Source organism: Arthrobacter sp. GmRoot5-12, from assembly GCF_059739365.1.
On record NZ_AP046056.1, the window covers coordinates 2,790,357 to 2,810,154 of the forward strand.

Consider the following 19,798-nt stretch of genomic DNA (forward strand, 5'->3'; position numbering starts at 1 on the left):
GTGAATATATTACCGAACGGACGGTCAGTAATGACCCGTCCTGTTTGCCTGCCCCCTTGTTGGAAGGACCGTCAACGATGACCACCACCGCCACAGCTCCCCAGGCCACGGTCGACACCGTGGAGACAGTGCCCAGCTTCATCATGGATGCATGGTGGACGCCCGACGCCGGGTCGTCGGCTTCGGCAGTCCCCGTCCGTGATGCGAGCACCGGGGAGATCCTGGCGAAGGTGAGCACGGAGGGCCTGGACCTGGCCGCCGTCGTGGACTACGGCCGCACCACCGGCCAGGCCGAACTGGGCAAGCTGACCTTCCACCAGCGGGCGCTCAAGCTCAAGGAGCTGGCGCAGTACCTGCACGCCCGGCGCGAACACTTCTACACCTTCTCGGCCCAGACCGGTGCCACCAAGGTGGACTCCATGATCGACATCGACGGCGGCATCGGCGTCCTCTTCACGTTCGGGTCCAAGGGCCGGCGCGAGCTTCCCAATTCCCAGGTGGTGGTGGACGGGCCCATGGAGGTGCTGTCCAAGGACGGCTCCTTCGCCGGCGAGCACATCTACACCCGGATCCCCGGCGTCGCCGTGCAGATCAACGCGTTCAACTTCCCGGTCTGGGGCATGCTCGAGAAGTTCGCGCCCGCCTTCATCGCCGGCGTGCCCACCATCGTCAAGCCCGCCACGCCTACCGGCTACGTGGCGGCCGCCGTGGTCAAGGCCATCGTCGAGTCGAACATCCTGCCCAAGGGCTCGCTGCAGCTGGTCTCCGGTTCGGTCCGCGGGCTGCTGGACGTCCTGGACTACCGCGACCTGGTGGCCTTCACCGGCTCCGCGTCCACCGCACTTTCCCTGAAGTCCCACCCCAACGTGGTCCAGGGCGGCGTCCGCTTCACCTCGGAAACCGACTCCCTCAATGCCGCCATCCTTGGCCCCGACGCGGTGGAGGGCACACCGGAATTCGACGCCTTCGTCAAGTCCGTGGTCACCGAGATGACGGCCAAGGCCGGGCAGAAGTGCACGGCCATCCGGCGCGCCATCGTGCCGCAGGAACTCGTTCCGGCCGTCTCCGCCGCCATCGGCAAGCGCATCGCCGAGCGCGTCGTCCTCGGTGACCCCCGCGCTGACGGCGTCACCATGGGCGCCCTCGCCTCCGTGGAGCAGCTGAACGATGTGCGTGCGGCCGTGCAGTCCATGCTCGACGCCGGCGGTGAGCTTGCGTACGGAACGCTGGATTCGCCGTCGGTCACCTCAGCCGACGGAACCACCGGTGTGGTGGAGGGCGGGGCATTCATGGCGCCCGTCCTGTTGAACTGGCAGGACCCGGAAGCGGAGGAAGTCCACTCGCTGGAGGCCTTCGGTCCCGTTTCGTCCGTGATCGGGTACAAGGACATTGCCGACGCCGTCCGCCTGGCCGCCCGCGGCAGCGGCTCGCTTGTTGCCTCGGTGTGCACCAATGATCCTGACGTGGCTCGGGAACTGGTCACGGGAATCGCAGCGCACCACGGACGTGTCCTGATGCTCAACCGCGAGGACGCCCGCAGCTCCACCGGGCACGGTTCGCCCGTGCCGCACCTGGTGCACGGCGGTCCCGGCCGCGCCGGCGGCGGCGAGGAACTGGGCGGCATCCGTTCGGTGATGCACCACATGCAGCGCACCGCCATCCAGGGTTCGCCCAACATGCTCACCGCCGTCACCGGTGTGTGGCACACGGGCGCGGACCGCAACTTCACGGTGGAAACCGAGGGGACGCACCCGTTCCGGAAGTCCCTGGAGACGCTGCGGATCGGTGATGCCGTCCGCTCGGACCTGCGGCAGGTCACCCTCGAGGACATCACTGCTTTCGCCAACTCCACGGGCGACACGTTCTACGCGCACACCAACCGGGAAGCCGCCGAAGCCAACCCGTTCTTCCCGGGCATCGTGGCCCACGGCTACCTGCTCCTCGCCTGGGGAGCCGGACTGTTCGTCGAGCCCGCCCCGGGCCCGGTCCTGGCCAACTACGGGCTGGAAAACTGCCGCTTCACCACCCCCGTGGCCGCAGGTGATTCGATCCGGGTGACCCTGACCGCCAAGAAGATCACTCCCCGTGAAACGGACGAATACGGCGAGGTGGCCTGGGACGCCGTGCTCACCAACCAGAACGACGAGATCGTGGCCACTTACGACGTCCTCACCCTCGTGGAGAAGTAACCTCCAACGCCCCATCACCTGCTGCGGGTTTTTCCCCGACGCCCCATCACCTTCCGTCAGGAGGTGGTGGGGCGTTTGGGTTTTGGTGCGGGAGGTGATGGGGCGTTTTGGGTTTTGGTGCGGGAGGTGATGGGGCGTTTGGGGGAGGGTCTTTTCCGGCAGCCCGGGCGTAAGATTCTTCCCGTAGGAGGTGGCCCACATGAACCTTAAACTGAGCACAGCCACAACCATCCTGCCCGTCGATGATGCAGCCCGCGCCCGCAGTTTCTACACAGAAAAGCTCGGGCTCCCGCACCGCGGCAAGGCGGACGACGGAAGCGAATTACTCGGCACCGGCGGCGGCCCCCTGCTGCAGCTGATGCCGGTCGCGGACGGCAAGCACTCCGATCACGCTGCGCTGAGCTTTGAGGTCCCGGACATCGAGGCAACTGTCAGGGACATGGAAGCCAAGGGTGTGGTGTTCCAGGACTATGACCTGCCTACGCTGCGGACGGAGAACCACATCTGCACCACGGACTCGGAGAAGTGCGCCTGGTTCATGGACACGGAGCACAACATCCTGTGCGTCCACCAGAACCTCGGCAGCGCCCTCGAGTACCAGGTCTAGGCGAGTACCAGGTCCGGGCGCGGCAGCTGCAGGCAAGCCCAAACTGAAGCAGCAGAGGTGTCCCGGTCGGATCGGGGCACCCCTGCTGCTTGTCTTGGTTCGCCGGCGTCAGCTTTCGGCGCCGCCGTGCAGGCTGTCGTCGCTGCTGTCATCCTCGCGGCCGGTGCCGTGGCCGTCCTCGCTGCGGTCGGAGAGGTCCATGTTGCCGCGGGCCTCGTCCATGGTGGGGCCGCCGGAGGGAATGCTGTAGGTGTCCGGGCGGACGCCGTGCGACTGTTCCTCGATCAGGGCCTGCTCCTCGCTGAAGCGGATCACGTTGGCCTCGTCGCCGGCGTCGCCGGGAACGTCCTCGCGCATTTTTGAGGGGTCCGGGATGATGAATCCTGCGTCGGGCTCTTCCTTGGGGTGGCTCATATTCTTTTCCTTCCTATCGGGTGGTTGTGCTGGCAGGCCGGTCGCTCAGGTCCACCTTGATATCCAAACTTTGATCGCCGCGCTTGACCTTGAAGCCTACGGTGTCCCCTGGGTTGCGCTTGCGCAGTTCCCCCAGGAGCTTCTCCGGGGTGGTCAGCTCCACGCCCTCCATGGACTGCAGGACGTCGCCCGGCCGGATCCCCGCGCGCCCGGCAGGACCGTCACCGTCGGCAGCGAGCACCACGACGCCGGCCCCTTCCTGGATTCCCAGTTGGTCCGCAATCTGGGCCGTCAGCTCGCCGGGCGTCAGCCCCAGGTAGGCGTGTTTTGCGGTGCCGTTGGCCAGCAGTTCTTCGGCGACGTCCACGGCGGTGGCGGCCGGGATGGCGAAGCCAAGGGAGACCGCGCCGGCTGACGGCGGGATGTAGGCCTCGCTGATCCCGATCACCTCGCCGCGCATGTTGATAACGGCACCGCCGGAGTTGCCGGGGCTGATGGGTGCGTCCGTCTGGATGAGGTCCACCAGGGAGAGGCTGTTGGACGCGGAGCCGGGGATGGAGCGGTGGAGTCCGGAGATGATGCCGGCGGTGGCCGTGTTTTCAAAGCCGAGGGGTGAGCCCAGGACCAGGGCGCCTTCGCCCACCTTGGGCAGGTTGCTTTGATAGGTGGGCTTCGGCAGGCCGGTGCGTTTGGCCTGCACCAGCGCAAGGTCCGTCACCGCGTCGCTGGCCTTCACCGTTCCTTCCACCCGCTGACCGTCCGCGAACCCCACCTCAACCTTGGTGGCGCCGCGGATCACGTGCTCGTTGGTCAGGATCAGGCCGTCGGCCGAGTACACCACCCCGCTGCCCAGGCCGCCCTCCGTGAAGATGGTGACAACCGACGGCGACAGGTTTTCCACGAGTTGCGGCAGGTTTCCGGCCGCTGTCCCGGAGTTGCCGCCTTCCGTCCCGGTCGAACCGGAGGTGGAGGGAGCGGGCGTGGAGTTGGCGGAGGCCGACGGCGACGCCTGGCTTGGGGAGGTGCCGCTGGGGGCCGGGGGGCTTGGCGTACCGGTGCAGCCGCTGAGTGCCAAGGCGGCCGCCAGGGCGCCGCCGGCAAGCACTGTCCGGGGGCGCCGTGAACGCCGTGGATCTGTGGCCTGGCCCATCGGTACCTCCCTGCGGATGCTGGTTTTCTACCACCGTAGCCGGGGAGCAGGAAAATACCAAGCACACTTATTATTGATGCCTGGGCCGGCCCGGCTGCCGCCTACACGTCAGCATGCAGGCCGTCGAACGCCATGGTAATGACGTCGTCAGCCAGCCGCTGCGGGGACAGGGAGCCGCCGGGCTTGTACCACTCGACGATGGAGTTGATCATGCCGAACAGGAGCCGTGAGACGGTCCGCGGGTCGATGTCCTGGCGGAGCGAGCCTTCGTCGCGCGCGGCGGAGATCAGGGCCGCCACCTTGTGGTCGAAGGTGCGCCGGCGCTCCAGCGCATCCCGTTCGATGTCCGTATTCCCGCGGAGGCGCAGGAGCAGCGTGACGAAGGGCAGGCGGTCCACCAGCACCGCCACGGTCTGCCGCAGCACAAACTCCAGCCGTGCGTCGGCTGCCCCGGAGGTAGCCTGGGGCTGCTCCAGGATGGCCTCGAGGCCGCCCAGGGCGTGGTCCAGGGCAAGCTTGAGGAGGTCGCCCTTGGACGGTACGTGGTGGTAGATCGCAGACTTGGAGATGCCCAGGTTCTCGGCCAGGATGCCCATGGAGGTGGCATCGTACCCGTGGCGGTTGAATACGTCGACGGCAATCAGCAGCACCGACTGCTGGTCATACCCGGGCCGGCCGCGCTTTGCAGGAGCATCTGTGGAAGACATAGCCGCCATTTTCTCATGAACGTTCGGTAATCGGCCGGAGCCCGGCCGCCGGGTCCGGCAGCGCTGGAGCCGGTGGCAGCGGCCCCGGCCGACCGTGGAGAACTGACTCCTAGCCCTTTGGGCGCAGGTCGTAGATCCGGCGCAGCTTGCCGTTGGACCGCTCCAGCGACCCCGGCTCCACCACGTCCACCGTGCACGAAGAACCCACGTGGATCTTGATCTGCTCCTTCAAGGTGCGTGCCGCCGTCGTGCCCTGTTCAATGCTCACCGCGTCGCGGCGCTCGATGCGCACGGTCAGCTGGTCCATCCGCTGGCCTTCGGGGCGGGTGAGTTCGAGCTGGAAGTGCGGGCTGAGCTCAGGGATCCGCAGGGCGATTTCCTCGATCTGGGACGGGAAGAGGTTCACGCCGCGCAGGATGATCATGTCGTCGCTGCGGCCGGTGATGCGGCCCATCCGGCGGTGCGCTGGGCGGGCCGTGCCGGGCAGCAGGCGGGTGAGGTCTTTGGTCCGGTAGCGGATGATGGGCAGCGCTTCCTTGGTGAGGGACGTGAACACCAGCTCGCCGTGTTCGCCGTCGCGCAGGACGTTCTCCTTGCCCGCCACCGGGTTGAAGGGGTCGATGATTTCGGGGCGGAAGTGGTCCTCCCAGATGTGGCTGCCGTCCTGGGTCTCCACGGCCTCGCCGGCCACGCCCGGGCCCATGACCTCGGACAGCCCGTAGATGTCGCATGCCTTGAGGTTCATGGTGACCTCAAGTTCATGCCGCATCTCCTCGGTCCACGGCTCGGCGCCCAGCACCGCATACTTCAGCGATGTGGAGGCGGGATCGATGCCCATGTGGGCCATGGCGTCGGCGATGGTGAGCAGGTACGTGGGCGTGGCCAGGATGGCGTCCGGCTTGAAGTCCTGGATCAGCTGGATCTGGCGTTCGGTCTGGCCGCCGGAGATGGGGATGACGGTGCAGCCCAGGGCTTCGGCCCCGGCGTGGGCGCCCAGGCCGCCGGTGAACAGGCCGTAGCCGTAGGCGTTGTGGACCTTCATGCCCGGGCGGATGCCGGAGGCGCGGAAGCTGCGGGCCACGAGCTTCGCCCAGTCTGCCAGGTCCTGCTTGGTGTAGCCCACCACGGTGGGGCGGCCCGTGGTGCCCGAGCTCGCGTGGACGCGGGCCACTTCGTGCTGCGGTACCGCGAACATGCCGAACGGGTACTCCTTGCGCAGGTCGTCCTTGGTGGTGAACGGGAAGTTGCCCAGGTCGCTCAGTTCACGCAGGTCGTTGGGGTGGATGCCGGCGTCGTCGAACTTGCGCTTGTACAGCGGCACGCGCTCGTAGGCGTAGGCCACCGTGTGCTGCAGGCGGCTGAGCTGGAGGGCCTCGAGCTCATCGCGGGAGATGGTTTCCTCGCGGTCCAGGCCGGGGTCGATGCCGGCAGCGGCGGGGGTTTCGGGGGCATGCAGGGTCATGGTTTCCTACTTCTTGGGAATGGTGCGGCTGCGTCCGCGGAACTCGGCGATGAGCTCGCCCGGGGAACTGGGTTGGGTTTCGGAAGCCGGCGCGGCGGCGTCGGCCGCGAAGATCTGGATGTCGTACAGGCCGCTTCGCCCGGCACTGGAGCGGCGGTCTGCGACGGCGGTCAACACCTGGCCGCGGAAGGCGGGCTTGAGGAAGTTGATGTCGACGCCGGAGGCCACGGTGATGGTGCCTTCCTCGCCGGGTGCAGGGTGGATGGGGTTGCACGCGAGGGCGAAGGCGGTGTCCCCGAACGCGAAGATCATTCCGCCGTGGGCCATCCCGAAACCGTTGAGCATTTCCTGCCGGAGGGTCATCCGGATGGTTGCATGGCCGTCGCTGAGGGCGAGGACCTGGATTCCCATCCATTCGGAGGCGTAGTCGTTTTCCAGGATGGGGTGGGTGGCCCCGGAAAGTGTTGCTTCAGCCATGCGTCATTGCCTCCAGCTTTATTTACCGAATGTTCATTAGGTAATCCCATGAGGGGGTCCGGTGTCAAGGGCAGCGTGCGTTGGCCGGGAAGGCATCCGGGGTGGAATGCCCGACGGCGGCGCGCGCCACGGGGCCTGAAGTGCAAGGATGGGAGGACCTGCACCAGCAAGAACAGCAAAGGGCGGACCATGGCCAAAGGCATCTACGTCAGCGCAACCACCCCCGGCTCGGGCAAGTCCCTGGTAGCCCTGGGCCTGGCGGACACCCTGCACCGGCACGCGGACCGGATCGGCTTCTTCAAGCCCGTGGTCCACGGCCCCTCGGCAGCCGAGGACCCCATGGTGGCGCTGATGAAGTCCCGGTTCGCCCTGGACGAGGACCGGTGCCGCGGCGGCCTGACCTACGGGGAGGTCCGCACGCTGCTCGCGGAGGGAAACCGGGCCGAGATCGACGCCAGGTGCGTGGAGATCTTCGCCGACATCGCCCGCCTCTGCGACGTGGTGATCGTCGAAGGCACAGACCTGGTGGGCCAGGACTCCGCCGTCGAATTCGACCTCAATGCCCGGCTTGCCAACAACCTGGCCACGCCCGTGGTGGCCGTTGTGGGCGCCAAGGGGCGGACCGTTCCGGAGACCGCTGCCGCCGTCGAAGTGGCGCGCAAGGAACTTGCCGCGGAAAAGTGCTCACTCCTGGCCATCATGGTCAACCGGGCAAACGCCGATGACCTGGACGCCATTGCGGCGGCCCTGAAGCCCGGTGCCTCCGGCCGGCCCGTGTACATCCTGCCGGAACTGGAGGAGATCGCCCGGCCCACCACCGGGGAGGTGGCCATGGCGCTGGGCGTGCGGCAGATCGCCGGCACGCCGGACATGGAACGCGACGTCAGGGACATCAAGGTGGCCGCCATGAATGTGGGCAACTTCCTGAACGTGCTGGATGAAGGCGCCCTGGTGATCGTGCCGGGGGACCGGGCGGACGTGATGGTGGCCTGCCTGGCATCCTCCTTCTCACCCGAGTTCCCGGTGGCGTCGGCGCTCATCCTCACCGGCGGCCTGGCCCCGGATGCCAACATCTACCCGCTCCTGGCGCAGGCACCGTTCCCGGTGTTCGCCACCGGAGATGACACCTACCAGACCGCCCGCCGGGTCTCCGAGGTCCGCAGCGAGATCTGGTCCGGGCACCGGCGCAAGGTGGCCTCCGCCCTGGGGCTCTGGTCCCGGCGGGTGGATGAAGCCGAACTGGTGGAGCGCCTGCACCTGCCCAGGCCCGAGCGGATGACCCCGCTGCGGTTCCTGCACGACCTCATCGAGCGGGCCCGGTCGCAGCGCCGCCACGTGGTCCTGCCGGAGGGAACCGATGTCAGGATCCTGCGCGCAGCCGAAATCCTGCACCGCCGCGATGTCTGCGACCTGACGCTGCTGGGCCCCGAATCCGCCGTCCGGGAACTGGCCGCCGCGAACGGCATCGACCTCACCGGGATCAACGTCATTGACCCTGCCACCTCCGAGCTGCGGCAGAAGTTCGCGGAAAAGTACGCCGAACTGCGGGCGCACAAGGGCGTTGACCTGCCCAAGGCGCTGGAGATCATGCAGGACGTGAGCTACTTCGGCACCATGATGGTCCAGCTGGGCGTGGTGGACGGGATGGTCTCCGGCGCGGCGCACACCACGGCGCACACCATCCGCCCGGCCCTGGAGTTCGTGAAGACCCGGCCGGGCGTGAAGATCGTGTCCTCGGTGTTCCTGATGCTCATGCCGGACCGCGTGCTGGTCTACGGCGACTGCGCGGTGAACCCGGACCCCAACGTGGAGCAGCTGGCGGACATTGCCCTGGCCTCGGCCGAGACCGCCGCCCAGTTCGGCGTGGAGCCGCGTGTTGCCATGCTCTCCTACTCCACCGGAGGCTCAGGGTCGGGTGAGGCGGTGGACGAGGTGCGGCAGGCCACCGAGCTGGTCCGCCGGCGCCGCCCGGACCTTGCCGTGGAAGGCCCCATCCAGTACGACGCCGCCGTGGATGCCTCCATTGCCGCGTCCAAGATGCCCGGCTCCTCGGTGGCGGGGCAGGCCACGGTGTTCATCTTCCCGGACCTGAACACCGGCAACAACACGTACAAGGCGGTGCAGCAGAGCTCGGGTGCCGTTGCCGTGGGCCCCGTCCTGCAGGGGCTGCGGAAGCCGGTCAACGACCTCTCCCGCGGCTGCACGGTGGAGGACATCGTGAACACCGTGGCCATCACCGCCATCCAGGCGCAAAGTGCTGCGAAAGCCCAGGTGCAGGAACAGGCGCAGGTCTCTGCAGAGGCACCGGCCTCCTAGGGCACCACGCAGAAAACGTACGACGCCGGCACTTTGGTAAGTGCCGGCGTCGTACTTTTGCCTGGCGGCTGGGAAGGCCTAGGCGGCTGCCTTGACCTTCAGCGGCTCGATCTTGCCAATGACGAACAGGTAATTGGCTGCGCCAATGAGGGAGATCGCGCCGATGACGGCCAGCGGCGCCACGAAGGATCCGGTCTGGTCCACCAGCACGCCGATCAGGATCGGCGTGAAGATGCCGGCCAGGTTGGAGGCGAAGTTCTGCAGGCCGCCGATGGAGCCGACGTGCCGTGAACTTGGGGCAACGTCCGCCGGCAGGGACCAGATTCCGGTTGCCGCCACGGTGAGGCTGGAGTAGGCGACGGACAGGAGGGCAAGGGCCATCCAGGCTTCCGGGACCAGTGCGGCAAACATGATGACGGAGCCGCCTGCCAGGCCGCCGGCGATGGCCGTTTTGCGGACCTTGCTGACCGGGGACCCGGCGCGCACGGCACGGTCGGCCAGGTAGCCACCCAGCCAGCCGAACAGGACGGCGCAGATGCCGGGGATGGCGCCGAAGAAGCCGAGCTTGAGGAGGTCGAAGCCGCGTTCCTTGACCAGGTAGCTGGGGAAGAACGTGATGAAGAAATAGATGGCGCTGTTCAGGCAGAAGAAGCCGAACATCATGCTCAGGATGGTGCGGTACTTGAAGAGCGAACGCCAGGGGAGTTTGGCCGCGCTTTCGTCGTCGCTTGCCGCGCCGCGGGCGCCGCCGTCCTGGATGTAGCTGACTTCGGCGGCGTTGGCGCCGGCGTGCTCCTCCGGGCCGCGGTAGTACTTCCACCACACGGCGGCCCAGATGATTCCAAGGACACCGATGATGATGAACACCGCGTGCCAGGAGGTGAAGGCGACGATCAGGGTGACGATCGGCAGGGCGATGACGGCCCCGACGCGCGAGCCGGAGTCCCAGATGCTGGTGGCGAAGGCGCGTTCGCGGACCGGGAACCAGGTGGCCACCACCTTGGCGGCCGTGCTGGGCGCCGGGCTTTCACCCACCCCGAGGAGGAAGCGCGCCGCGAAGAGGGACCAGAAACTGGATGCGGCGGCGGTGACCATGGTGAAGACGGACCACCACACGGCGGCCAATGAGAACGAGCGGCGCGGGCCTACCTTGTCCACGTACCAGCCCGCTGCGAGCTGGAAGAAGTCGTAGGCCCAAAAGAAGGCGGCAAAGATCAGGCCCTGTTGGGTGGCGCTGAGTTCAAAGTCTTTGCCCATGAAGGGCAGTGCGACGCTGAGGCTGGAACGGTCCAGGTAGTTGATGCTGAGGCCTATGAAGGCAAGCCAGATGATCACCCAGCGTTTGCGGGTCATCAGGCGGGGCTGCCGGGCTGGAGTGCCAAGGGTTGTTTTACTTCCGAGCGTAGTCATGCGGTCTCCTTCGACATATACATGGCTTCGGGTGCGGTGCGCACGTGCGGGAGGGGGAGACGCGGAAGATATCTGCGCCAAAATCATATAGGAATCGGGTTAATCATATAGATTTTGTGATCCAGATCAAGTGTTGCTTTTGGAAAGCCTGCGGAGAAGCTGCCGGCGGCGGGTGGCTTATGATTCCCCCAGCAGCTTCACTCCAACCGGCGCCCGTGCAACCGGGTGCCCCGGTTCAACCCGGTCCACTCCAGTTCAAGAGGTAATTGCGTGCCCCCACGTCAACCATCCGAAGTTCCGCGCGGCAAAGCAGCCGTTCCCGACGTCTACACGGCCATGCGCGCCTCCATCCTGGACGGCGGGATTGCTCCGGGCACCCGCATCAACATTGATGCCGTGGCCCGCAGCCTTGGCGTCTCGCAGACCCCGGTCCGTGAGGTGCTCCAGCGGCTCGAGGGCGACAACCTGGTGGTGTACAACCCCGGCCGCGGCTACAGCACCACCCCGCTCCTGGACCTGCCGGAATTGCGCTCGCTGTTCGAGTTCAGGCTCCTGGTGGAGCCTTGGGCGGCACGGGCGGCGGCGGTGGACCGCCTTGCCAATCCGGCCGCCGCGCTGGAAAAGGAGCTGGCGGGCTTCCGGGGCACCATGAAGCGCAGCAAGGACCTGAGGCAGGATCTGGTGGCGCACGACACCCGCTTTCATGACACCATCCTGGCCGCCTCCGGAAATCCGGTGGTCCGGCACGCCTTTGCCCAGACGCACTGCCACCTGCACACCTTCCGGCTCTACCCCGCAGATGTGGACGGCGCCATCACGGTGGCTGAGCATACGGCCGTGCGTGAGGCGATCGAAGCCTGCGATCCGGAGCGGGCCGAGGCGGCCATGACCACCCATATCCGCAACTCCTTCGACAGGTTTGCCCAGGCCTTCGAAGGTGAACTTGCCCCCCTGGAGGACAGCGGTCCGCCGCGCAGGCGGATTATCACCGGCTAGCCCAGTGCGGCGCAGCCCCGGCCCCGCAGGGCCGGGGCTTTTGTGTGCCCGGGCAAGCGAACGCCTGCCGGGCAGGTCTTGACCTGGATCACATGTCCTATATGATTTTAGAAATTCGTATAGGAATCGAATCTTTCCCCTCCCAGCAGTCGTAAACCGAAAGTTGAGTTCCATGCCTTCCATCACGTCCATCAAGACCCAGGACGTACGTTTCCCCACATCCCTCGAACTTGACGGTTCCGATGCGGTCAACGTCGACCCTGACTACTCCGCCGCCTACGTTGTCATCCGCACCGACGCGGGCGATGAGGGCCACGGCTTCATCTTCAGTTGCGGCCGCGGCAATGAAATCCTCACGTCCGCGATTGACGCCTACGCACGCCTGCTGGTGGGCCGCGACATCGACGAGCTGATTTATGACCTGGGCGGCGCGTCCAGGCTCCTGGTCCACGACTCCCAGCTCCGCTGGCTGGGACCCGAGAAGGGCGTGACCCAGATGGCCTGCGGCGCCCTGGTCAGCGCTTTGTGGGACATCCGTGCCCGCCGTGAAAACAAGCCGTTGTGGCTCCTCCTTGCCGAAATGACACCGGAGGAACTGGTCAGCGTGGTGGACTTCACCCACATCCGTGACGCCCTCAGCCCCGAGGAAGCCCTGGAGATCCTCCGCGCCGGCCAGGAAGGCAAAGCCCAGCGCATCGAGTCGCTCCGGAACAACGGGTTCCCCGCCTACACCACCTCCCCGGGCTGGCTGGGCTACAGCGACGAGAAACTGGTCCGGCTGAGCAAGGAGGCGGCCGCGGAAGGCTTCTCCATGATCAAGCTCAAGGTGGGCGGCGACATCAACGACGACCGCAGGCGCATGGCCCTGGCCCGTGAGGCGGTGGGCGCCCTGCCCATCGCCATTGACGCCAACCAGCGCTGGGAAGTCTCCGAGGCCATCGAGTGGGTCAACCAGCTGGCCGAATTCAACCCCTACTGGATCGAAGAGCCCACCAGCACGGATGACATCCTGGGCCACGCCGACATCCGCAAGGGTGTCACCCCCGTACGGGTGGCCACCGGAGAGGCCGTGGCGAGCCGGATCGTCTTCAAGCAGCTCCTCCAGGCCGGCGCCATCGACGTCCTGCAGCTGGACTCCACCCGTGTGGCCGGTGTCAACGAGAACATCGCCATCCTGCTGCTGGCAGCCAAGTTCGGGGTCCCCGTCTGCCCGCACGCCGGGGGAGTGGGCCTGTGCGAACTGGTCCAGCACTTCTCCTTCTTCGACTACGCCGTGGTGGGCCGCAGCCAGGAAAACCGCATGATCGAATTCGTGGACCACCTGCACGAGCACTTTGCCGAACCCGTCCGGATCATCGACGGCCGCTATGCCGCCCCGGCACTGCCCGGCACGGGCGCCGAGATGCTCACCGCCTCCCGCGCCCGCTGGGAATTCCCCACCGGCGCAGGCTGGCAGGAAGTGGGCAACCGGGCCGCCGTCACCGGCGGATCCCTGGCCGCGGCGGCAGGAGCCGGCCGATGACCGCGGCTCCCCACGCAACGGCCGTCCTCGCCGGACCCACCACCGCAGGGGAGCTCGACGCCGCCGTCGGCGCCGCCCACCGTGCCTTCGAGCAGGCCCGTTTGGCGGACCCGCACCGGCGCGCCGGCTGGCTTGAAGCCATTGCCGCCGGCCTGGAGCAGGACGCTGCGGGACTTGTGCAGACCGCCGTGGCCGAAACACACCTGGGGACGGCCAGGCTGGAAGGGGAACTGAAGCGCACCGTGTTCCAGCTGCGGCTCTTCGCGGCGGAAATCCGCCTCGGGGAGCACTTCGACGCCACCATCGACCACGCCGACCCCAACTGGCCCATGGGCCCGCGCCCGGACCTTCGGCGCTACAACGTCCCGCTCGGCGTCGTGGGCGTCTTCGGCGCCTCCAACTTCCCCTTTGCGTTCAGCGTGATGGGCGGGGACAGCGCGTCGGCCCTGGCGGCCGGCTGCGCCGTCGTCCACAAAGCCCACGACGCCCACGCCGGGCTTGCGGCCCGGACCGCGCGGACCGTGATCGATGCGCTGGAAGGTGCAGGTGCGCCGTCGGGCCTGTTCTCCATGGTGACCGGGCGGCAGGCAGGCGAGGCGCTGGTGGACCACCCCCAGGTGAAAGCCATCGGTTTCACCGGCTCCACCGCGGGCGGCCGCGCCCTGCTCGACCGCATCGCTGCCCGCCCGGAGCCCATTCCGTTCTTCGGTGAACTGGGCGGCATCAACGCCGTCTTCGTCACGGGCAGGGCCTGGGCCGCGCGGCGGGCGGACATCCTCGCCGGCTATGCTGCCTCGTTCACCCTGGGCATGGGCCAGTTCTGCACCAAGCCCGGGTTGCTGTTCGTCCCCGCGGGGCAGGCCGATGACGTTCGCCGCGAACTGGCGCAGGCCCTGGCAGGTTTCACGCCCGCCCGGCTGCTCAGCCCCCGCCTGCACGACGGGTACTGCGATGCCGTCAGCCGGCTCCGGGACACCGACGGCGTGGACGTCCTGGTGGAAGGCGACTTTGCCGAGGAGCCGGCCCCCACCGTCCTGCTCACCACTGCCGACGAGGTCCGGAAGAATCCGGAGCTGCTCCGCCAGGAGATGTTCGGGCCGGCCAGCCTGGTGGTCGCGTACGACGACGAATCCGGGTTGCCGGACCTGGCCGGGCTGCTGGAAGGGCAGCTGACCACCACGCTCCAGGCGGAAGCGGACGACGACGTCGCCGCGCTCGCTGCCCGGCTGGCGGACATCAGCGGCCGGGTCCTGTGGAACGGCTGGCCCACGGGAGTTACCGTCAGCTACGCCCAGCACCACGGCGGGCCATACCCCGCCACCACCTCGGCCACCACGTCGGTGGGCACGGCGGCGGTCCGCCGGTTCCTGCGGCCGGTGGCATACCAGGACTTTCCCGCGGACCGGCTGCCCGAACCCCTGCAGGACAGCAATCCCTGGCAGGTTCCGCAAAGGGTGGATGGCGTCTGGCAGCGCCCATCCGGCGCCGCAGCCGGGGTTGTGGCCACCCAGGAGGACAAGCAATGAACGCCACAGGCCCGGAAGACGTCCACGCCATACTCCCCGAGGACGCGGACCAGGCCCTGCTGATCGGGCGGGTCTGGGATGTGGAGAGCGGGGGACCACGCGTTGTGGCCGTCAGCGGGGGCAGCGTCTTTGACCTGCACCGCCTGGCCGGAACGGTCGCGGATCTCCTGGAGCTGCCCGATCCCGCTGCCGCCGTCCGCTCAGCCCTGGCAGATCCCGGCCTGGCGGAACCGCGTTGGGACACGGCCGGCGTCGTCAAGGCGTCCCTGGAGGGTGACAGCACCCGGACCCGGTTGCTGGCCCCCGTGGACCTCCAGGTCATCAAGGCCTGCGGCGTCACGTTCGTGGACAGCATGATCGAGCGCGTCATCGAGGAGCGCTGCGCCGGCGACGCCGGACGCGCGGCCGGGGTCCGGGAACTGGTGGGCCGCGCCCTGGGTGGAAGCATTTCCGCCCTGCGGCCGGGATCGCCGGAAGCCGCCGAAGCCAAACGCGTCCTGATCTCCGAAGGCCTGTGGTCGCAGTACCTGGAAGTGGGGATCGGTCCGGACCCGGAAGTCTTCACCAAGGCCCCGGTCCTCTCCTCGGTAGGCCTGGGCGCGGGCATCGGCATCCCGGCCTTCTCGTCCTGGAACAACCCGGAGCCGGAGCTGGTCCTGATCGCCACCTCCGGCGGCACAGTGGTGGGTGCGACGCTCGGCAACGACGTGAACCTGCGTGATGTTGAGGGCAGGAGCGCGCTGCTGCTGGGCAAGGCCAAGGACAACAACGCCTCCAGCGCGCTGGGACCGCTGATCCGGCTGTTCGACGGCCAATTCACCCTGGATACGCTGCGCGGCGAGGAGATCCTGCTGCGCGTCGAAGGCCCGGACGGCTACCTGCTGGAGGGCCGGAACAGCGTGTCCCGGATCAGCCGGCCCTTCGAGGAGCTCGTGGCGGCGACGCACGGGAAGCACCATCAGTACCCGGACGGATTCGCACTGTTCACGGGGACCCTGTTTGCGCCCACACAGGACCGCGACGTGCCCGGACAGGGCTTCACCCACAAACACGGTGACCGGGTGACCATCCGCAGCCGGCACCTGGGTGCCCTGATCAACCGGGTGGGGCCCTGTGAGGAACTGCCGGAGTGGTCATTCGGCCTGCGCCGGCTGTTCGCATACCTGGCCGCGCAGCAGCAGGAGGCGCGGGCCTAGCTGTGGTGCAACAACGTACGACGCCGGCACTTTGGTGAGTGCCGACGTCGTACGTTGTTCATGGGGTGCTTTGGTGCCTGCGGTGCTTAGCTGTTGTCCGGCTTGGCCAGGCTCTCCTGATCCTCTTCCTTGGCAGGCTCGTCGGAGAGGCCCTGCGGGGTGAGGTCCAGGTCCTCCCGGTTCTCGGGCGCCTCCGGCGCTTCCCCGGTTTCTGCGGCCTTGAGGTTGCCCGTGTCGTCCAGGGCCGGATTGGCGCCCTCCACTCCCGTGGGATCACCCTTGCCGCCGGATCCCGTTCCGGCGTTGAGCGGGGCGGTGCTGCTGGATCCCGTGTTGGTGGGGTCGTTCTCGTCGATCGAATTGGGCTCGTTCGTCATGGAATTGTCCTCTCGGCGTGGTCCAGCCTTGTCCGCCGACCATAGTCACAGCGGGGCCTGATCCGCAAGGAAGGGCCCGACCCGATGTTCCCCTCGGCTAACATCGCTGGCATGCCCGGTACAGCCATCACCACTGCCTTCATCCCTGTCCGCAACCCACACGCCGCGGCCGACTGGTACCGCCGGTTTCTTGGACTCAGCGTCGCGGAGGCGAACACCTTCTCAGCAGTCCTCACCGCTGCGGGAACCGCGTCCGTCACGCTGATTGGCCCGGACAGCGGCATCAAGGCCGCCCCCGGGCTGGCGTGGGCAACCTGCAATTTCATGGTGGACGACCTGACTGGAACGCATGCCGTGCTGGCGGAAAGCGGTGTTCCGGTCGGTGCCATCGAGGGGTCTCCGGAGGTATGCCTCTTCTTCACGGCGCAGGACCCGGACGGCAACACGCTGCTGCTCACCGACCGATAGCGGCTCAACCTATAGTGGGGGTTGAACTGCAGACGCCAGGCTGAGGAGGCCCCGCATGCTCGTGCTCGTCATCAACTCCGGTTCGTCCTCCCTGAAGTACCAGGTCCGTGACGTGGCAGCCGGAACGGTCCTCACCGAGGGGCTGATCGAGAAGATCGGCATGGGCAACGGCGGCGGCGGGGACGGCGAGATCGAGGGCCCGCGGGACCACGCGGAGGCGCTGGAGCAGGTGGACGCGGCCATCCACCGGGAACTGGGCGGCCTTGAGCTCGGTGCGGTGGGGCACCGGGTGGTCCACGGCGGCGAGCGGTTCGCCGAACCCGTCCTGGTGGACAACGAGATCACCCGCGCCATCGAACGCCTCAACCCGCTGGCGCCGCTGCACAACCCCGCCAACGTGCTGGGCATCCGTGCCATCACCAAAAAGTGGCCCAAAATGCCGCAGGTGGCCGTGTTCGACACCGCCTTCCATCGCACCCTGCCCGAGCACGCGTGGCGCTACGCCGTCCCGGACGAGCTGTACACCAACCACGGCATCCGCCGCTACGGTTTCCATGGGACCTCCCATGAGTACGTGGCGCGCCGGTCGGCCGCCCTGCTGGACCTTCCCGCTGAGGAGTTCGACGGCGTCATCGCGCACCTGGGCAACGGTGCCTCCGTGACCGCCATCCGCGGCGGGAAGTCGGTGGACACCTCCATGGGCTTCACCCCGCTGGAGGGCCTGGTCATGGGCACCCGCTCCGGCGACCTTGACCCTTCCATCCTGGTGTTCCTTGGCCGCGCCGGCTGGACGCCCGAGGACATCGACACCATGCTCAACCGGGAATCGGGGCTGAAGGGCCTGGCCGGCAACAACGACATGCGCTCGGTGGTGGAAGCCTCCGAGTCCGGTGACGAAAAAGCCACGATGGCGCTCGCGGTGGCATCCTACCGGCTGGCCAAATACATCGGCGGCTACCATGTGGCCGTCGGTGGGGCCAAGGCTCTGGTGTTCACCGCGGGGATCGGCGAGAACTCCTCCCAGTTCCGGGCGCAGGTGGCGGACCGGCTGGGCGCCCTGGGCATCGAGCTCGACGGCGGCCTGAACTCCCGGCGGTCCAAGGAACCGCGCGTCATTTCCACGCCCTCGTCCGCGATTCCCGTCCTGGTGGTCCCCACGGATGAGGAACGCGCCATCGCAGAGGCAACAGCCGCCGTCGTCTCCGCCGGCCGATAAGCCCCATGCCTGACATTTCCCTGCCGATCCGCACCGAACGGCTGGTACTCCGCCGTTTTGACGGCGGTGACCTTGAAGCCTTCCACGCCTACCACTCGTTGCCGGAGACCGCCCGGTTCCTGCCCGGCCCGGCCAAGAGCTACACCCAGTCGATGGAGCGGGTGGGCCGGTACGCCAACTTTGCCTTCGAGAAGGAGGGCGACTGGGTGGCCCTCGCCATCGAGGCAGCGAATGAGCCCGGGCTGCAGGGGGAGGTGGTGCTCAAATGGCTGCCGGGACTCGGCCAGGGCGAAGTCGGGTGGACACTGGCGCCCGGAGCACGCGGCAAGGGTTACGGCACGGAGGCCGCCCGGGCCATGCTCCATCTGGGCTTCGGGGAACTGGGCATGCACCGGATTGAAGCCCGGCTGGATGAACTCAATGTGGCGTCGGCGTCAGTATGCGGCCGGCTGGGCATGCGGCTGGAGGCGCGGCACATCGACAAGTGGCATTACAAGGGCCAGTGGGCCACCGAGCTCATCTATGCCATCCTGGCCGATGAATGGCGCATCGGTTCCGGCGGTGAGCTTTAGGCCCTGCCCTTGAGGATCAGGTTCCAGTAGATCTTCGGGAACAGGTCCCGGTCCACAACCCATGACAACTTGCTTTCGTTCCAGGTGGGCACCCGCGGAATGGTGGGCATGGGGCGGTAACGGTCATCGAACTCGGCGAACACCACCGTGGCCCGTGACACCGTGAACGGGCACACCGAGTAGCCGTTGTACTTCGCCGGCAGCCGCTTGCCTTTCCGGGCTGCCACCAGGTTCTTGGCCACCACTTTGGTCTGCTTGCGCAGCGCCCCGCCGGATTTGGAGTTGGTGGTGCCTGCGGCATCGCCCAGGGACCACACGTTGGGGTAGCGGAGGTGCCGAAGGGTCTGCCAATCCACCTCCACGAAGCCGCCCGTGTCACCGGCGGCCGGCAGGTCCGTGGCCTTGAGCCAGTCCGGGGCCGACTGCGGCGGGACGGCGTTGAGGACGTCGTAGTGCAGGTTCTCCACGGTACCGGCGGCAAGATCCCGGATGGTGGCTGTTTGGCCTGCAGCATCCACGCCAACCAATTCGCTGTTGGTCCGCAGTTCGATGCCGTACTCCGCAATCTTGCGGTCCAGTTCGCGGTCCACCTCCGGGACCCCGAAAACGGTGGGGTAAGGCTGGACCATCACCACGCGGATCCGGTCCAGGAGGCCCTGTTCCCGCCAGTAGTCGCAGGCCAGGTACATGGGTTTCTGGGCAGCGCCGCCGCACTTGATGGGGCCCGCCGGCATGGTGAAAACGGCGGTGCCGGACGTCATGCTGCGGAGCAGCGTCCAGGCCTTGGACGCCAGTTCGAACTCGTAGTGGGAGGCGCCGGAGGGCGAGTGCACGGCCTCGGCCAGGCCCGGTACCGCGTCCCAGTCGTATTGCAGCCCGGGGCACACCACCAGCTGCCCGTAGGCCACGGTGGAACCGGACGCCAGGGTGACCGTGTTGGCGGCGGCGTCAATGCCCGCGGCGGCGTCATGGATCCACGTCACGCCCTGGGGCGTCACGGATTCCTGCGAGCGGATGGCTTCCTGCGCCTGGGCGCGGCCTCCTGCGATATGCGAAAAGAGCGGCTGGTAGAGGTGATGGTCCTTGGGCTCGATCACAGCCACGTCTTTAACGCCGTACCGCTGCAGCCGGGCCGCCAGGGAGATGCCGGCGTTTCCGCCGCCGATGATGACTACCTCGTGCTGGGCAGCCAC

18 protein-coding genes are annotated in these 19,798 nt (G+C 67.5%); 10 read left to right on the forward strand and 8 right to left on the reverse strand.

Features of this window, described 5'->3' with window-relative positions; all coding sequences use genetic code 11:
- The first annotated feature begins 77 nt into the window (after nucleotides 1-77).
- Together paaZ and AC6JAM_RS12785 are read left to right on the forward strand one after the other, a co-directional pair.
- On the forward strand, nucleotides 78-2,189 hold the full coding sequence (gene paaZ, locus AC6JAM_RS12780) for a phenylacetic acid degradation bifunctional protein PaaZ (RefSeq protein WP_018768860.1): 2,112 nt from the start codon (nucleotides 78-80) through the stop codon (nucleotides 2,187-2,189).
- 199 nt (nucleotides 2,190-2,388) lie between these two features.
- Complete coding sequence (locus tag AC6JAM_RS12785; RefSeq protein ID WP_497934828.1) at nucleotides 2,389-2,796, forward strand: VOC family protein; 408 nt, start codon at nucleotides 2,389-2,391, stop codon at nucleotides 2,794-2,796.
- Nucleotides 2,797-2,904: 108 nt separating this feature from the next.
- On the opposite strand, the gene AC6JAM_RS12790 is transcribed toward AC6JAM_RS12785, so the two are convergent.
- The 5 genes from AC6JAM_RS12790 to AC6JAM_RS12810 all read right to left on the reverse strand — a co-directional run bounded on the left by AC6JAM_RS12790 (nucleotide 2,905) and on the right by AC6JAM_RS12810 (nucleotide 7,006).
- Nucleotides 2,905-3,210: a hypothetical protein gene (locus tag AC6JAM_RS12790; protein WP_018768858.1), complete on the reverse strand. Its 306-nt coding sequence runs from the start codon at nucleotides 3,208-3,210 to the stop codon at nucleotides 2,905-2,907.
- Nucleotides 3,211-3,223: 13 nt separating this feature from the next.
- Nucleotides 3,224-4,360 carry a S1C family serine protease gene (locus AC6JAM_RS12795; RefSeq protein WP_497934831.1) on the reverse strand — a complete coding sequence of 379 codons (1,137 nt, stop codon included), beginning with the start codon at nucleotides 4,358-4,360 and terminating at the stop codon, nucleotides 3,224-3,226.
- A 101-nt stretch (nucleotides 4,361-4,461) separates the two neighbouring features.
- Nucleotides 4,462-5,067, reverse strand: coding sequence for a TetR/AcrR family transcriptional regulator (locus tag AC6JAM_RS12800; protein ID WP_478222944.1), 606 nt, complete (start codon nucleotides 5,065-5,067; stop codon nucleotides 4,462-4,464).
- A gap of 109 nt (nucleotides 5,068-5,176) precedes the next feature.
- On the reverse strand, nucleotides 5,177-6,529 hold the full coding sequence (gene paaK, locus AC6JAM_RS12805) for a phenylacetate--CoA ligase PaaK (RefSeq protein ID WP_497934833.1): 1,353 nt from the start codon (nucleotides 6,527-6,529) through the stop codon (nucleotides 5,177-5,179).
- A 6-nt stretch (nucleotides 6,530-6,535) separates the two neighbouring features.
- Nucleotides 6,536-7,006 (reverse strand): hotdog fold thioesterase, encoded by a 471-nt coding sequence (locus tag AC6JAM_RS12810; protein ID WP_018768854.1) that lies wholly within the window; start codon nucleotides 7,004-7,006, stop codon nucleotides 6,536-6,538.
- A gap of 189 nt (nucleotides 7,007-7,195) precedes the next feature.
- On the opposite strand from AC6JAM_RS12810, the gene pta reads away from it, so the two are divergent.
- Entirely contained in the window at nucleotides 7,196-9,322 is a 2,127-nt protein-coding gene (gene pta / locus AC6JAM_RS12815) for a phosphate acetyltransferase (RefSeq protein WP_497934834.1), read from the forward strand.
- A 78-nt stretch (nucleotides 9,323-9,400) separates the two neighbouring features.
- Here pta and AC6JAM_RS12820 read toward each other — a convergent pair whose 3' ends face one another.
- Entirely contained in the window at nucleotides 9,401-10,732 is a 1,332-nt protein-coding gene (locus tag AC6JAM_RS12820; protein ID WP_018768852.1) for an MFS transporter, read from the reverse strand.
- 270 nt (nucleotides 10,733-11,002) lie between these two features.
- On the opposite strand from AC6JAM_RS12820, the gene AC6JAM_RS12825 reads away from it, so the two are divergent.
- The 4 genes from AC6JAM_RS12825 (at nucleotide 11,003) to AC6JAM_RS12840 (ending at nucleotide 15,972) form a co-directional block, all read left to right on the forward strand.
- Nucleotides 11,003-11,728: a GntR family transcriptional regulator gene (locus AC6JAM_RS12825; protein ID WP_043424825.1), complete on the forward strand. Its 726-nt coding sequence runs from the start codon at nucleotides 11,003-11,005 to the stop codon at nucleotides 11,726-11,728.
- Nucleotides 11,729-11,900: 172 nt separating this feature from the next.
- Entirely contained in the window at nucleotides 11,901-13,250 is a 1,350-nt protein-coding gene (locus AC6JAM_RS12830; RefSeq protein ID WP_497934835.1) for an L-fuconate dehydratase, read from the forward strand.
- Complete coding sequence (locus AC6JAM_RS12835) at nucleotides 13,247-14,776, forward strand: aldehyde dehydrogenase (NADP(+)) (protein ID WP_223992597.1); 1,530 nt, start codon at nucleotides 13,247-13,249, stop codon at nucleotides 14,774-14,776. The genes AC6JAM_RS12830 and AC6JAM_RS12835 overlap by 4 nt, the downstream gene beginning before the upstream one ends.
- On the forward strand, nucleotides 14,773-15,972 hold the full coding sequence (locus AC6JAM_RS12840) for a fumarylacetoacetate hydrolase family protein (RefSeq protein WP_056392711.1): 1,200 nt from the start codon (nucleotides 14,773-14,775) through the stop codon (nucleotides 15,970-15,972). The genes AC6JAM_RS12835 and AC6JAM_RS12840 overlap by 4 nt, the downstream gene beginning before the upstream one ends.
- Before the next feature lie 86 nt (nucleotides 15,973-16,058).
- Here AC6JAM_RS12840 and AC6JAM_RS12845 read toward each other — a convergent pair whose 3' ends face one another.
- Nucleotides 16,059-16,349 (reverse strand): hypothetical protein, encoded by a 291-nt coding sequence (locus tag AC6JAM_RS12845; protein WP_018768847.1) that lies wholly within the window; start codon nucleotides 16,347-16,349, stop codon nucleotides 16,059-16,061.
- Between the two features lie 111 nt (nucleotides 16,350-16,460).
- On the opposite strand from AC6JAM_RS12845, the gene AC6JAM_RS12850 reads away from it, so the two are divergent.
- Genes AC6JAM_RS12850 through AC6JAM_RS12860 form a run of 3 tightly spaced genes read left to right on the forward strand, consistent with a single transcriptional unit; the run spans nucleotide 16,461 to nucleotide 18,605 of the window.
- Complete coding sequence (locus tag AC6JAM_RS12850) at nucleotides 16,461-16,817, forward strand: VOC family protein (protein WP_497934837.1); 357 nt, start codon at nucleotides 16,461-16,463, stop codon at nucleotides 16,815-16,817.
- A gap of 55 nt (nucleotides 16,818-16,872) precedes the next feature.
- Nucleotides 16,873-18,033, forward strand: coding sequence for an acetate kinase (locus tag AC6JAM_RS12855; RefSeq protein ID WP_497934838.1), 1,161 nt, complete (start codon nucleotides 16,873-16,875; stop codon nucleotides 18,031-18,033).
- Nucleotides 18,034-18,038: 5 nt separating this feature from the next.
- Nucleotides 18,039-18,605, forward strand: coding sequence for a GNAT family N-acetyltransferase (locus AC6JAM_RS12860; RefSeq protein ID WP_018768843.1), 567 nt, complete (start codon nucleotides 18,039-18,041; stop codon nucleotides 18,603-18,605).
- Here the strand turns inward: AC6JAM_RS12860 and AC6JAM_RS12865 are convergent.
- Nucleotides 18,602-19,798: an NAD(P)/FAD-dependent oxidoreductase gene (locus AC6JAM_RS12865; RefSeq protein ID WP_497934839.1), complete on the reverse strand. Its 1,197-nt coding sequence runs from the start codon at nucleotides 19,796-19,798 to the stop codon at nucleotides 18,602-18,604. The genes AC6JAM_RS12860 and AC6JAM_RS12865 overlap by 4 nt on opposite strands.

What these genes read in the sequence shown, in the direction of transcription:
- paaZ (WP_018768860.1), top strand. Translation starts at nt 78, where the DNA reads ATGACCACCACCGCCACAGCTCCCCAGGCCACGGTCGACACCGTGGAG.
- AC6JAM_RS12785 (WP_497934828.1), top strand. Translation starts at nt 2,389, where the DNA reads ATGAACCTTAAACTGAGCACAGCCACAACCATCCTGCCCGTCGATGAT.
- AC6JAM_RS12790 (WP_018768858.1), bottom strand. Translation starts at nt 3,210, where the DNA reads ATGAGCCACCCCAAGGAAGAGCCCGACGCAGGATTCATCATCCCGGAC.
- AC6JAM_RS12795 (WP_497934831.1), bottom strand. Translation starts at nt 4,360, where the DNA reads ATGGGCCAGGCCACAGATCCACGGCGTTCACGGCGCCCCCGGACAGTG.
- AC6JAM_RS12800 (WP_478222944.1), bottom strand. Translation starts at nt 5,067, where the DNA reads ATGTCTTCCACAGATGCTCCTGCAAAGCGCGGCCGGCCCGGGTATGAC.
- paaK (WP_497934833.1), bottom strand. Translation starts at nt 6,529, where the DNA reads ATGACCCTGCATGCCCCCGAAACCCCCGCCGCTGCCGGCATCGACCCC.
- AC6JAM_RS12810 (WP_018768854.1), bottom strand. Translation starts at nt 7,006, where the DNA reads ATGGCTGAAGCAACACTTTCCGGGGCCACCCACCCCATCCTGGAAAAC.
- pta (WP_497934834.1), top strand. Translation starts at nt 7,196, where the DNA reads ATGGCCAAAGGCATCTACGTCAGCGCAACCACCCCCGGCTCGGGCAAG.
- AC6JAM_RS12820 (WP_018768852.1), bottom strand. Translation starts at nt 10,732, where the DNA reads ATGACTACGCTCGGAAGTAAAACAACCCTTGGCACTCCAGCCCGGCAG.
- AC6JAM_RS12830 (WP_497934835.1), top strand. Translation starts at nt 11,901, where the DNA reads ATGCCTTCCATCACGTCCATCAAGACCCAGGACGTACGTTTCCCCACA.
- AC6JAM_RS12835 (WP_223992597.1), top strand. Translation starts at nt 13,247, where the DNA reads ATGACCGCGGCTCCCCACGCAACGGCCGTCCTCGCCGGACCCACCACC.
- AC6JAM_RS12840 (WP_056392711.1), top strand. Translation starts at nt 14,773, where the DNA reads ATGAACGCCACAGGCCCGGAAGACGTCCACGCCATACTCCCCGAGGAC.
- AC6JAM_RS12845 (WP_018768847.1), bottom strand. Translation starts at nt 16,349, where the DNA reads ATGACGAACGAGCCCAATTCGATCGACGAGAACGACCCCACCAACACG.
- AC6JAM_RS12850 (WP_497934837.1), top strand. Translation starts at nt 16,461, where the DNA reads ATGCCCGGTACAGCCATCACCACTGCCTTCATCCCTGTCCGCAACCCA.
- AC6JAM_RS12855 (WP_497934838.1), top strand. Translation starts at nt 16,873, where the DNA reads ATGCTCGTGCTCGTCATCAACTCCGGTTCGTCCTCCCTGAAGTACCAG.
- AC6JAM_RS12860 (WP_018768843.1), top strand. Translation starts at nt 18,039, where the DNA reads ATGCCTGACATTTCCCTGCCGATCCGCACCGAACGGCTGGTACTCCGC.